The 14,128-nt window shown below is 57.1% G+C and carries 7 protein-coding genes; 4 read left to right on the forward strand and 3 right to left on the reverse strand.

Going from position 1 to position 14,128, the window contains the following annotated elements:
* The first annotated feature begins 128 nt into the window (after positions 1–128).
* The gene (locus EUZ85_RS02960; RefSeq protein ID WP_127967842.1) at positions 129–1,754 is read left to right on the forward strand and encodes a methyl-accepting chemotaxis protein; all 1,626 of its coding nucleotides are present in this window, start codon (positions 129–131) and stop codon (positions 1,752–1,754) included.
* Between the two features lie 73 nt (positions 1,755–1,827).
* Here EUZ85_RS02960 and EUZ85_RS02965 read toward each other — a convergent pair whose 3' ends face one another.
* The 3 genes from EUZ85_RS02965 to EUZ85_RS02975 form a co-directional block, all read right to left on the reverse strand.
* Positions 1,828–4,206 carry a glycoside hydrolase family 9 protein gene (locus EUZ85_RS02965; RefSeq protein ID WP_127967843.1) on the reverse strand — a complete coding sequence of 793 codons (2,379 nt, stop codon included), beginning with the start codon at positions 4,204–4,206 and terminating at the stop codon, positions 1,828–1,830.
* A gap of 111 nt (positions 4,207–4,317) precedes the next feature.
* Positions 4,318–6,552, reverse strand: a complete 2,235-nt coding sequence (locus EUZ85_RS02970; RefSeq protein ID WP_127967844.1) for a glycoside hydrolase family 6 protein — start codon at positions 6,550–6,552, stop codon at positions 4,318–4,320.
* A 161-nt stretch (positions 6,553–6,713) separates the two neighbouring features.
* Positions 6,714–8,312, reverse strand: coding sequence for a cellulase family glycosylhydrolase (locus EUZ85_RS02975; RefSeq protein WP_127967845.1), 1,599 nt, complete (start codon positions 8,310–8,312; stop codon positions 6,714–6,716).
* A gap of 710 nt (positions 8,313–9,022) precedes the next feature.
* Here EUZ85_RS02975 and EUZ85_RS02980 point away from each other — a divergent pair.
* The 3 genes from EUZ85_RS02980 to EUZ85_RS02990 all read left to right on the forward strand — a co-directional run bounded on the left by EUZ85_RS02980 (position 9,023) and on the right by EUZ85_RS02990 (position 14,124).
* Positions 9,023–11,215, forward strand: a complete 2,193-nt coding sequence (locus EUZ85_RS02980) for a marine proteobacterial sortase target protein (protein WP_127967846.1) — start codon at positions 9,023–9,025, stop codon at positions 11,213–11,215.
* Entirely contained in the window at positions 11,212–11,835 is a 624-nt protein-coding gene (locus tag EUZ85_RS02985) for a class GN sortase (RefSeq protein ID WP_127967847.1), read from the forward strand. Before EUZ85_RS02980 ends, EUZ85_RS02985 begins: the two co-directional genes overlap by 4 nt.
* A gap of 681 nt (positions 11,836–12,516) precedes the next feature.
* Entirely contained in the window at positions 12,517–14,124 is a 1,608-nt protein-coding gene (locus EUZ85_RS02990) for an autotransporter domain-containing protein (protein WP_127967848.1), read from the forward strand.
* Positions 14,125–14,128 lie beyond the last annotated feature (4 nt).

Below are 14,128 nucleotides of genomic sequence, written 5' to 3' on the forward strand. Positions count from 1 at the left end.
AATAACCTCTGCCCCTGATACGTTTTTTCACAAGAGATATTTGTTTTTCCAGTAAATTCGGCTTTAAGAAACCAAATCCCTGTCTAGACTTAGAGAAAACGCTCATATCTTTTTCCGGGGTTGTGAACATGCACTTCAGACGTTTCAAAATCGGTCATCGCACCGCCGCCGGGTTTGTGGTCGCTCTCGCCTTTATTCTAGGACTTGGCCTGTTTTCATTGAAGCAGATGTCGGCGATCGCGCAATCTTCCGCTGAAATTGCAGAGGACTGGTTGCCGCGCCAACGCGTTTTGGGCGAGATTCAGTCCTCCCTCAACTTTTTCCGCACTCAGGAATTACTGCATGTGATGGCGGAGTTCAATCAGGAAATTATCGACGCCGATGAACGCATGAAAGCGGCGCAGGATAAGCTGGAAGGGTTGATGGCGGACTACAAAAAAATGTTGGAGTCCGAACAGGAGAAAAACCTGTTTGAAACCCTCACCGCCTCCTGGAAAAGCTATCTGGAAACCCACGACGAAATGATTGGTTTATCCCGGGTGAAATTCAAGGAAGAGGCCCGCGAGATGATGACCGGGCCCAGCAATGAAAGACTGGAGCAGCTACGCAAGGTCTATGTGGACCTGTCTGATTTTGTGGCGTCTGGCGCCGACTCCGCCAAAGGGCGCGCCAGCGAGCTATATTCCGCAACTGAGGAACTGATGATTATCGCCATCGCGCTGGCGGCGGTGGTTACTTTCACCTTCGCGCTGGTGCTGACCCGCAGTATCAATAAGCCGCTGAAATCTGTACTGTCCGCCGCGCGCCGCATCGCCCGCAACGACCTTACCCAGACGATTGAGGTGGAGGGGCAGGATGAGATTTCTGATCTGCAGATAGCGTTGGCGGAAATGCAGGATCGTTTACGTAAAACATTGCAGAAAGTCACTTCCGCCGCCTCTCAGGTGGCCTCGGCGTCAGAGAATTTGAACGCGCTGACGGAAGACGCCACCAACGCCTTGAATATGCAAAACAGCGAGATTCAGATGGCCGCCACCGCCGTCACGGAAATGTCCACGGCGGTGGACGATGTGGCCAAGCACGCCAACGATGCGTCGGAAGCCTCGCAAGCGGCGGAATCGGCCTCCACCAGCGGCCGCAAGCAGGTGGGCGAAACCAAGCAGTCTCTGGAAGAATTGACTAACTCCGTCACCAGCACGGGAGAAGAGATTCAGGCGCTGGCCACCCAGGTGGGAGAAATCAGCCGCGTGCTTGACGTGATTGGCTCCATCGCCGACCAGACCAACCTGCTGGCGCTTAACGCCGCCATTGAAGCGGCGCGGGCGGGAGAGCAGGGACGGGGGTTCTCTGTGGTGGCGGACGAAGTGCGCGCACTGGCCCATCGCACGCAGGAATCCACCCGGGAAATCACCCAGATGATCGACAATATTCAAAGCGTCACCCGCAATGCGGTGAACTCCATGACCGCCAGTAACGAGCACACGCATAAAACCTTGTCGTTGGCGGAAGCGGCGGATGGCGCACTGGAGGAAATCATGCGCATGGTGGGACGCATTAATGAGATGAACCTGAGCATCGCCAGCGCGTCGGAAGAACAGGCCCATGTGGCCCGGGAAGTGGATCGTAATCTGGTGAATATCCGCGATGTGGCGGATCACACCGCGGAGGGCGCGCAGAAAACGTCAGCGGCGAGTCATGAGCTGGCGGATCTTGCGCATGATCTCAACGGCATCGTCGCCGGCTTTAAGCTGTAGTCATCGTCGTTTGCCATAGCCGCCACACAGGCGCATCCATGCGCCTGATTATCAATGTGCCAATACCATGTTATTAATGACAGACGTCTCCTGACACCGTTGGCGTTTGCGCTGTGGCGGAGCCTTTTTGACCTACCATGCCAAACTCCACATAAGCGCCGGGCTGGATGGTTTTATTCCAATCCAGAGGGCTCGCCTTATAGGGATTTAGTCCAGAGAAATTGGCGTTCCACTGATTGTTGATCTGGGTTCCGTCGCTGTATTGCCAACTGACTTCCCATCCTTCAACCGGCGATGATCCCTGATTATGAATGCGGATCAGCGCGACGAAACCGCTGTTCCATTCGTTCTGTACAATGTATTCGCAAGCCCCTTGCGAGTTCCCGTCGTCGAGCGTCGCCTGTTGCGTCAGACTGGCTTCGCCGCCACGGCCATCGCTCACTTTGAGCATGACGCTATACACGCCGGGCGCAGCATACTCATGACTGGCGGTTTTACCTGAACCCACGGCGCCGTCGCCAAAGTCCCATTGATAGTTAAGCGCGTCGCCATCCGGATCGCTGGAGGCGCTGGCGTCGAGGTTCAGCGTCAGATTGGAGGCGTTGATTGAAAACGCCGCTACGGGATCATGATTGGGATCTGGGTCAGGACCATCGCCTCCTTCCGCCAGATCATTGACGAAGGCCAGGGTCCACACCAGGGCGCCATTCCAGTTGATGGTGATCTCATTGGTGGACCAGGAGCCGATGTCGTCGATGAAACAGGTCTGCGGTTTGCTTTCGCAGCCGGATAACGCGGCTTTCGCCACATCATCCTCTAATCCGGGGTTAGGTCCGCCCGCCAGCGCGCCGGGGGGCGCCCAGGGATAGCTGCTATTGAGAACGCCGGCCCAAAAACGATGATGAGGCTGTTTGACGGCATGGACGCCATGTCCGGTGACATAAGACAGGGACAAGGCGTTGCGACCGAACAGGTAATCCACGGATTTCAGCGTGGCGTCTGCGTATTTGTCTTCGCCGGTGAAATCATAAGCCAGTGCGGTGATGGCCAGTTTGTTGGCCAGGACGTTATTAGAGCCCCAGTAATACTCCTCATTCCCCAATGGCGGCAGATAGCCTTGCGAGTCAATGACTGTGACCAGTTTGTCCGCCAACGACACCAGCGTTCCCCGGGCCTGCTCGCGCAAGGTCGCGCTGTGATCGGCGGGAACCATGGCCAGGGACATCAGGGCGGGAATGCGGGTTTGCGGCCAGGCCCAGTCAGGCGTCAGATCCTCATCCCATTGAATATCATTCTTATAGCTGGCGTCGCCGGTGGTGACGAACAGCTCCGCCGCCGCCCACACGAATTCATCGCTGACGTCCTGATCGCCGTATCCGCCGCCGCCATTGTTGAAATCGTCTTTGTAGATGACGTCAGGGTGCTGCTTGGCGGCTTGCCAGGCCCGTTGCGCCGCCGTCAGACAGCGAGCTGCGAAATCAGGATCGATGTCTTTCCATATTCGCGCACTTTGCGCCGCCGTTGCGGCCAGATTCAGGGTGGCGGCGGTGGAGGGAGGAACCAGATAGCGCTGACGCGGGTCTTCATGGGGCGCCAGCGGCAGACCGGTCCAGTTTTCATCATGCATTTTGTGATGAACCATGCCGGCCAGGGCTTCGCCTTCCGGAACCTGCATCGCCAGCAGGAACTCCATCTGCCAGCGGGCTTCGTCCAGCAGGTCGGGGACGCCGTTGCCGCTTTCGGGAATATTCAGGGTTCCGTCTGCGAAAGCCTCTTTATGCTTACCGAAATAGTGATTGCGTTCATAGGCGTTCAACAGCTTCCACACGGAAATGCCGCCGTTAACCACGTATTTGCCGTGATCGCCGGCGTCATACCAGCCCTTGGAAACATCCAGCGAGTAATTGCAGGTTCCCGGCCAGCAGGGGACGTTGTAATCGCCCAGGTTGGGCGCCACGCCGATGTGTCCCGCCGGGCGCGCCAGCCTGGCGTCTGGCGCATAGCTGCTGCGTCCGCCGCCGGTAAATTGAGTTTCGATCTCGATACCGCTGCGGTTGTGATAGTAGTAGCGGATGGCGTCGTACAAAGGGCCGGAAAAGACCTGCTCGTCAATGGCGAAGGGATAACTGCGGTCGCCGCCGACCTTCAGTTCATAGCCTTCTCCTTCAATATCCACACTGGAAAAATCGATCTGATGCAGGCGTTCGCCGGAAGCGGCGTCAGCGCCTTTGGGGGTGGTCATGCCGGAAGCCACCAGGGCGCCATTGCGCCATAATTCCCAGGTTTGCGCGGCGTCATTTGCGGTGGCGTACACGGCGACTTTGGGCGCTTCCGGCAGATAACCGCGCTGGTTGACGCGAGGATTGCCGTCGGCGGAATAAGCCTGGATCGGGGTCATGGCGGCGGCTAGCGCCAGACTCATGGAACTTAATAAAAACATTGGCGTGCGCATATCAGCGTCTCCTTTTCAGGTTTTTTGTTGGTCCTCAGGCGATCCTCCCTGATCGCCTGGTTTCAAGTTTGTGCAAGCGGACCGGATCACCGGCCCGGCGTTTTACGGGATTTATTCAATCGGCGGATAAGCGTTCTCCACCAGCATGCGGAACTGCTCGTGGAACCAGTGTCCCGCCGCGGGCGCACCCGCTTTGGCGCCGGTGGGATATCCGGATTTGCCGACGTAATCGGGGCTGCACATGGGGTCGAAACTCTTGCCTTCGTCATCCGGCGTGGTTTGTGATGGATCGCTGGCGCCGTCGGATTCGCCGGGGGGCTTGATCCAGACGAAGGCGTCCACGGGCGTGTCGGCGCCGAATGGCGCAGCGCGGGGACGCTCGCCCACCCCGGCGCCGTCAGCGTTGCACCAGTTGCCGCGATGGAAGCGACGATCCAGGCGGGCGGCGGTGACATAGTGGTCTACTGTGCCGGCGGAGGCGTCCGGTCCGGTGGGGCGCTCGTCTCCACCCCAACCGTTGCGGCTGGTGTCGATCAGCAGGCCGAGATCGCTGGGGAAGCCGGCGTTGACGAAGGCTTGGTGCAGGTTGTCGGCAAAGCCTTTTTCATCGAATTGAGGATTCCACTCATAAAACTTGGAAGAGCGAACTTCCTGCCCGTTGATGCGCAGGCTTGGATTGGGCAGATAGACTTCCTCTGTGGGCGTGTAATTGGCGACGTTGGAAACGAATCCGTCAATCACGCTCAGGTCGCCGCCGGAAGCGCCTTTGACCACTTGCGTAAAGAGCTGCACGGCGGGGCCGAAGTTGCTCTCCCAGCCCAGCCAGCCGGAATGGGCGATATCCAGATAGAGATAGACATTAGGCAGTTGCGACAGACGACTGATGGCGTATTGCACGCCGTCGACGTAAACGCCGTTTTGAGCCACTTTGGCGCACTCGGGAATATCGCGGTTGGTGACCAGATTCGGCAACGAGTCCGGCTCGATCACCGTGACGATGCGGATGTCGCGGAAACGAGGGTCGGACATGACGTTATAAATCACGTCAATGTAGTCGGACTTGTAGATCGCCAGGCCATTTTGATCTGAATGCAGCGTGCCGTTGGAGGCCAGTGCGGCGCAGTCCCGATCCGGCAGGTTGTACACCACAAAGGTGGCGGTAATGGGCTCATCGCCGTCTTTTTGCGCCAGCGCCGCTTCCAGGTGCTGCTCAAGACTCAGACGACCGCCGTTGACGTCGCCGCCGTAAATGGCGTCGATGCGATCCAGCCAGACTGCGGTGGGCGTGTCTTTCAATGTCGCCATTTTCGCCGCCAGAGAGGCGTCGACCTTGGCCATGGAAGCGTTCACCTGCTTCGCATAATCCGGGTTGATATAGGCCTTGGCGCCGGCGAAAGGATTGCTGACATGCGCATGATCATCGCCGGGATCTGTATCGTCTTCCTCCACGGTGACGCTTTTGCTGGCGCTATCGTTTTGTTCGCCGTCGCTGACAGTGAGCTGGATGCTGTAGGTTCCCGCTTCCGCATAGGTGTGGCTGGCGTTGACGCCAGAGGCGGTGGTTCCGTCGCCAAAATCCCAGATATAGGTGAGATTGTCGCCCGTCGACGCGGCGGCGTTAACGCTGACGGTTTTATCCACCACGCTGCTGGTGAAGCTGGCGGTGACCGGGTCCGCCGTATCCGGCTGTTTCACGCGAATGCTGCGGGAAGCCGTGACGGACGCTGCGCCGTCGCTGACAGTCAGAGTGACGTTGTATTCGCCGGGATCTGCGTAGCTGTGGAAAACCTCGACGCCCGTCGCGCTGGAGCCGTCGCCAAAGTCCCATTGATAACTGAGCGCATCGTTGTCCGGATCGCTGGAGGTGGAAGCATCGAAAACCACTGGCAGCGGCGCGTCGCCAACGCTGACGGAAGCGGTGAAGGCTGCGACAGGGGGATGGTTATCCGGCGCGCCGCCATCATCGCAAACGTCTCCTGTGACGACGGGAACCGGGGCGGTTGCAGCGCCTTTAGCGCCCTGCATGCCGAACTCAATGGTCTGGCCGGGGGCGATACGCCCGTTCCAGCTCATATTGGCGGCCCGATAGGGATTGGCGCCGGATAACTGGGCGCTCCAGGAGTTGCTTAGCAGCGAGCCGTCGTCATAACGCCAAGTGACGTCCCAGCCGTTGATTTCGCTGGCGCCGGTGTTGGTGATCTTGATCAGCGCCACGAAGCCGCTGTTCCATTCATTCTGCACCACATACTCGCACTTGGCGGCCTGTGCGAGGGGACTCTGCACGGCGGCGAATCCCAGGGAAAGAGCGGCGGCAAGGCCGTATCCCGATTTCATTGAAAGTTTCATTGGCGTTCCCTTTTTGGAGAATTAAGTCAGTCCGATATTCAAGCTTTTCGCTTTGTCGTTAGGGGCGCGGTGCGCCGGATAAGCGCCATAAGGCGCTATGGGCGGCGGCGATACCGCTGAACCTGCCGCCGTAAATGGAAGCCAGCAAAAATGCGCACGTTTCAGTTCGCTCCGCACTGGATGACGCGAGGTGCGCTGGCGGCGTCGCCTTTGGCGCCTTGCATGCCGAACTCCACGCTGGCCCCAGGAGGAACCTCCGCGTTCCAACTCATACTGGCGACGTGATAAGGGTTCTCGCCGGATAACTCGCCGTTCCACACGTTGACGATGCGGGTTGCATCCGCGTAGGCCCAGTCCACTTCCCATCCATGTAAGGGTGTTGTGCTTGTATTGGTGATGCGCATGGATGCAATAAAACCGGTCTCCCATTCATTAACGAGTCTGTAGTCGCAGCTGGCTGTAGCGTCGGTTGATGCTTCCACGCGGATGTCCACGCGCGCAGGAGTTGAACTCAGGCCGTCATCGTCAAAGGCGACGTAGGTGAAACTATCCTCGCCGACAAAACCGGGCGTGGGAGTGTAAGTCCAGGAGCGGTCAGCGCCGACGAGCACTCCGTGGCGGGGTTGGGCGTCAATTTGAAAGGCGGCGACAGTTCCGTCCGTATCGCTGCCGAAAAGCGTTATATCGAGAGGGTGTCCCTGTGTGACTTGCAGGGACTGAGGAAGCGTTTTGGGAGGCTGTGGCTCGGTTTCTCCAGCGGTGAAAACGCTGGCAGGTTTGGCGGTGGCGCGGATGCCGTAGGCGCTGTTGATGAGGAAATCTCCCCAGGGCGTCAGGCGGCTGGAGTCAAAATCATGGGTAATGTCCAGTGATTCCGTCCCGCCGCTGTTGCCCGACCAGGACCAGCCCAGGTAACCGATGCGATAGAAATCCGCCAGCTCCATGATGGCGCCTTCATCCACCTCTTCCCCTTGATGATCGGCGCCAAACTCTCCCACCACCAATGGCAACTTGTGAACCTTGACGAAGGTGGACAGGTAGTTGTCGATTTTGCTGCGCTCGGCGTACACCTGATACATGTGCACGCTGAACACCAGGTTTTGCTGCGGATCTGTGGCGAAGACCTCCGGCGCCTGCTGTAGCATGGTCTCCCGCCAGTCCTGACCCCAGGTGGGAGCGTCCACCATTAGCGTGTGGGTGAAACCGGCATCGCGCAAACGTTGGATCGCTTCCTGGTGAATCTGCGCCCAGGCGGTGGTGGGAACATTATTGCCCAGGGGCTCATTACCGATATTGATGATGACGTAATCTTCCTGGCCCATGAGCGTGTCTTGAATGCTCAGCCAGTAATCTACGGCGGCGGACAACGGCGCCGCTTCCGGTTTTTCGCCATAGCCGGTGACGTCATGCACTTCCAGCACGGCGATCATCTTGAGGGCTCTGCATTTTGCGATGATGCGCGCCACTTCTTCTGCGGGCGTGCTGGGCCATTGATGGCCGGACCCCAGAACAATACGCACAGTATTGGCGCCTACGGCGGAGATATCGTTTAAAGCCTGCTCCGTACGGTAGGTGTACCAGACATGAGGATGGTTGATCCCGCGCATGATGAAAGGCTTGTTGAAGCCATCCAACAACTGTCCTTCGTGCACGTGGAAACCGGCGTAAGCGCCCGGCGAAGCGAGCGTCGCCGCCAGACAGCCCAGCAGTAATCGGCGTGGTTTGCAGCGGGTTAGTCTTTTTAATAGCTTTCCTTTCATACAAGATTCCTCATCTCCTGGTCGCCACTGCTCAATGGAGATATCGATCGGAGTGGCGTATATGAAAATGTTTTCAAAAAAATCTCATGAATTCTCTGCGCTTTATGCGATTTCCCCGTCTTGTCGGAAGGCTATCCTGAGTCATGAGATTGATTGGTATTGCAGTGGTATCTGACTATTTGCCTAAGCAATGCGAGGCGCTTTAGTTAGACACTTGTCCATATGAAAACGTTTTCAAATTAATTTCAAAAAAATGCCCAAATCGAAGGGCTTTAACAGTAAAAATCCTAGACCCAGGTCTCGAATCCCGCAATAGCCACTTTGGGTTAGGTTTTATGGGTGGCGCTTGAGAGATATCTCACACGCTTTGCAGACAAGTCGGCTATCTCCCAACCGGCGAGATGACTAGTATAGAAAGCGTAGGGACACGGATGCCAAAGTAAGGAAACGCAGCAAGGAGGCGACAAGGAAGATCTTAGTCAAAAGGAATGGATCAGGAAGGCATCAAAATCAAAAGGCGCGGCAAGGAGCTGCGCCTTTTCTTTTTGCGTTTAAAAACATCCATTTGAAGTTTTACCCCAGCCAGCATTCTCTTCGCCACATTTCGTCATAATTCATCCTTTCACCTGCCTTAATTGGCCCGGTGGCCGCCTTTTGCGAGCCACATACTGCAGGCACGCTTCGCTCTAAAAGAAAAAAGGAACGCCAGCATGCTAAACGCAACTTATGCCCATGCTTCCCTATACAGGGGATGGATGGTTTTCGCCTTGTTCTTATCGACGCTTTGTTGGACCAGTCTCGCCCGCGCGGTGAATGACGACTGGTCGGATGTCGGCTCTGGGGAATTATTCTTCCTGGCAAACGACGCCTCTTCACCGAACTATCTTCCCGCCGTTACTTTGTCCACCAGCTACGACGCCAATGTGGCGGGCCTGATCGCCACGACGGAGATGACGCAAACATTCCGTAATGACTCTCAGCAATGGCGGGAGGCGGTGTATGTATTCCCATTACCGGAGGACGCCGCGGTATTCAGTATGGATATGCAGGTGGGGGATCGTCTGATTGTCGGTAAGATCGAAGAAAAGCAGAAAGCCGAAAAGGTGTATCAGCAGGCGAAAGCTGAAGGCAAAAGAGCGGCGGTTGTGCATCAGCAGCGCCCGAACCTGTTCACCCATAAAGTGGCGAATATCGGTCCTGGGGAGATGATCACACTCACCCTGCGGTATCAGCAGAATATCCGCTACCGTGCTGGCGCATTCTCTCTGGCTTTGCCCTTAACGGTGACGCCGCGATACATCCCCGGATCATCAGCGGCGCCTGCCTGGTCTGAAGAAGATAAAAACCGTCTGCGCAATGAGTTGCGCTCTCATGAGAGCACGCTGATTAACGACAGCGGCTGGGCGCCGGCGACGGATCAGGTGGCTGACGCACCGGAAATCACGCCGCCGACAATTGCGGCGGAGGATTTGGCGACGCCTTCCCACCAAGCGCGCATCCGCGTACATCTGAACCCCGGCTTGCCTCTGGAGTCGATTGAAAGCGCCACGCACCGCATTCAATGGGTGCAACAAACCAATGGCTACGAGGTGTCTTTGGAGTCGAATAAAGACATCCTCATGGATCGGGATTTCACGTTGACCTGGCGCGTGAGACAGGGAGCGGAGCCGGAGGCGGCGTTATTCAAAGAAGTGGTGGGCGATGATGTCTACGCGCAGTTGTTGTTGATGCCGCCGCAGTTTTCCGATGAAGGCTTGAGTCTGCCGCGAGAGTTGATCTGGGTGATTGATACATCAGGCTCCATGGAAGGAGTGTCTATCCAGCAGGCGCGCGAGGCGCTGCTGCAAGCGCTGGATACGCTGACGCCGCGAGATCGTTTCAATGTGATTGAGTTCAACTCCAGCGCCCGCAAACTGTTTCCACAAGCGACGCCCGCTCAGGAACGCGCACTGCATCAGGCGCGCCGCTTTGTACGCGGTCTCAAGGCTGACGGCGGCACTGAAATCGCTGAGGCGCTGGACCGCGCTCTGAGCGATGCGGCGCCGGAAGGCTATGTGCGCCAGGTTGTGTTTCTGACCGACGGCAGTGTTGGCAATGAAATGGCGCTGTTCAAGCAGATTGATCAGCAGCTTGGCGATTCGCGCCTGTTTACCGTGGGCATCGGGCCATCGCCCAATCGCTTTTTTATGCGCAAGGCGGCGCAATTCGGCCGTGGAACCTATCGCCACATCAGCGATACGTCGGAAGTCAGCGACAAGATCGCGGAGCTGAGCGACGCCTTGCGGCAACCAGCGTTACGGGATGTGCGCCTGGATACCCCCGTGACGCCGAATGCTGAAGTCTATCCCTTGGCGATTCCTGACCTGTATCGCGGCGAGCCGGTGCAACTGTTGTTCAAGGTGGAAGACGGCGCAGGGATGTCGGAGTTGCCCGCCTCGATCCAAGGATTCGGCGTGGGACTGCTGCAGGACGAACAGCCTTTGTGGTCACGCAGCCTGGACCTGCAACAGGCTGCGCCAAGTCAAGGTGTGGCGCGGGCTTGGGCGCGTCATAAGATCGACCACTGGCTGGATCGCAAAAGCATGGGTGAAACTGAAGAAAGTGTGCGAGACACCGTACTGCCGTTGGCCCTGGATTTCGCCTTGATGAGCCCCTATACCAGCTTTGTGGCGGTGGAGGAGACGCCGGCGCGTCCCAGAGACAGTGAGTTGGAGAGCGATGCGGTTCCCAATTTGCTGCCGCAGGGAATGTCCCCGAATATGGCGCGTATGCCCAGAACCGCGACCGCTTCGCCTCTGATGATTCACGTGGGCGTATTCTGCATGACAGTGGCGGGTCTGCTGGGCTGGAGGGATATACGGGAACTGAGAAATCGTAAGTATCGCTTCGGGAGGCGCGTATGACTTTGCCAAAGCGCGCCGCCGCATTGATATTTCTTCTCGTCGGAGCGGTGAGCCTGGGTGGCGGCGGATATATCCAGGCCAAAGCCTGGCTCGCTCAAATACTTCTGGAACAGGCGTGGCGGGACACCCTTGCAGCCCGTACTTTCTCGGGGGAGGAAGCCGTGGCTTACAAACCCTGGCCCTGGGCGGACACCTATCCGGTGGGGCTCATGGAGGCGCCGCGGCTGGCGGCGCGCTGGGTGGTGCTGGAAGGCGCGAGCGGACGTAATCTGGCGTTTGGTCCGGCTCATATGGAAGCCAGCGCCGTGGTGGGGGAGCCAGGTATGGCTGTAGTCAGCGGTCATCGCGACACTCACTTTCTGGCCCTGCGCGATCTCCGTGAAGGCGATGTGGTGCGTTGGCAGACGCCTGCGGGCCAATGGTTGGAGTTCAGCGTTACCGGGGCCCAGGTCGTGAATGCGGATGAAGTCATGCTGGCGCTGCCCGGCGCGGACTCCGCATCGTCCACTATGCCCCCGCGTCTGGTGCTGACGACCTGTTATCCCTTTGACGGCCCGGTAGGAGGGCCGTTGAGGAAGCTGTTCTATCTGGAGCCCGCCCCTCAGACTGTTGCGTTATAGTGAAAAACAGGAGCTTACGATCGCAGTGTGAGACATGGCGCCGGTGATGGTGAGACATGTCTCAAGGCGATGAGTGAATGTCTCACAGCAGGTAGCGGATATGTAGCCTGTTGTGACCCGGGGCTGCTGACTAATATAGAAAGCGTAGGGACACACATCAGACGTAAGGACACGATGCAGGGAAGCAACAAGGATGAATAACGAGCCATAAGGAACGGCAAGGGAAGCATCTGATGCGGAAGCGCGGCATGGAAGCCGCGCTTTTTATTACAGCCCGGCTCGGGCGCCGTTTTCTATCACGTTTTAACCCTTCGCCAGACTCGTATTCATCGGCCTTGAGAGAACGGCTTCCCATTCCTGTCATTTTTAATCCCCCTTCTGTAGAGTTAATGTAAATTTTCGTTAACTTTTTTGACGCCTTTGCATACAATCCCTCGCTATAGGTGATTGATAAAGCCACTAATTCAAAAGTGGCGGTTGCTATAGCCGGTATAATCAATCGGTTACGGAGTGTGGTGACAATACGGAAGTTGAAGGGTTAATCACTTTATCGCCCTCACAATAATCACAATTTCAGTTCACACTCATTTTCCACCCTGCACGACGAGGCTGCGCCAATCATGGCGGGTTTTTCTGCGGGCGCGCGCCGCCACCACAAATAGTTTTAGATCAGGGTGTCAGATGATCAGATTCGTATCTCGTATTTTGCATGCCGGTTTGACCTCCAGAAGCGCCATTCTCGTGGGCTCATGCATTGTGTCGCAGTCATTGTGGGCGACTCCTCCCAGCGCGGTGGATGACTCGCGCACTATGGCCTCTGACAGCAGGCTTACCATCAATGTATTGGCGAATGACTTTGATTCCGATGGCGACGCTATCCGACTGGTCAGCGTTGGTTCGCCGGATAACGGCTCCACCACCGCCAATGCGGATGGCAGCGTGCGCTATATCCCCAATTCAGGCTTTATCGGTTCAGATACTTTCACTTATGTCATAGAAGACGACGCGGAGCCTGCCACCCGTTCTACCGCCACCGTCACCGTCACCGTCGTCGACAGCTCTGTGACGCCTTTGGCTGATGGAGATAATGATCGCAAGGTCGCGCAAGCCTTTGAGAGCGCTTGTGGAAGCTTGAACTCGCAGACGGATGATGAAATTTCCGCCGGTGGCAGCTTGCTGTTGGCCCGCTGTGAAGGTCTTTCCCAGTTAGGCATTAATAATCCTGAACTGGTGGCGGAAGCGCTGAATAAGATCGCGCCGGAAGAGACCTCTTCGCAAATGCGGAACTCCGCATCCTCCAGCCGTTCGCAAAACAGCGCCGTCAGCCAGCGCCAAAAACTGCTGCAGAATGGCGCTACGGGCTTTTCATTAAATGGCGTTGCCTGGAATGGCGCCGCCAGCGGCGGCGCAGCAGGTGAAGAGTCCAGCCCCTGGTCGCGAGTGGGCGTGTTCGCCAACATTCAAAGAGAAGGCGGTGAATACGATAAAACTGGTCTGGAAAGCGGCTACGACTATTCCGGCGTGGTGTTGACCCTGGGCGCGGATTACGCGCTGCGTCGCGATTTGTTTGTCGGCGGCGCTTTTGGTTGGACTCATACTGGCGTGGATTACGCCAACCAGGGCGGTGAACTGGATACAGATATATATACCTTCCTAGGTTACGCCAGCTATTTTGTCGGCGATTTCAGTTTTGACGTGCAGATGGGGTATGGCGCAACCCGTTTTGACTCCAAGCGTCGCATCGCCTACACCGATCCCACCGGCGATGTAGACGTCACCGCTGTTGGCGACACCAGCGGCGATCAGTTTCTTTTCAATACGCGAGCGGAATGGCAGTGGTCGCGCAATGCGCTGACCCTGAGCCCTTATGTGCGTTTAGTTTACCTGAACAGCAATATCGACGGTTACGGTGAGAATGGCGCAGGTGGTCTCAATATGACCCTCAGCGAGCAACGCATTGATCAGTTGACGCTGGCGGCGGGCGTGCAGGGAACCTACGCCATCAGCCGTGACTGGGGCGTATTGATTCCATCCTTCCAGCTTAGCGCTCTGAGTGAAATTCATTCTGATCGCGATGCGGTGACGGGACGCTTTTCCTACGACCCGGATCCGAACAATCGCTTTGATCTGCAAGCGGACTCTGAGGAATCGTTGTTTTATCAGGCTGGCGTAGGAACCACTGCTGTGTTGCCTCATGGCCTGTCAGTGTTTTTGGAATATCAGCAGATATTCGGATACGAGCATCTCACCGCCTATCAGGTGCAGACTGGCGTGAGATACGAGCTATAACAGG

The sequence above is a fragment of the Hahella sp. KA22 genome, assembly GCF_004135205.1.
Taxonomy (GTDB): domain Bacteria; phylum Pseudomonadota; class Gammaproteobacteria; order Pseudomonadales; family Oleiphilaceae; genus Hahella.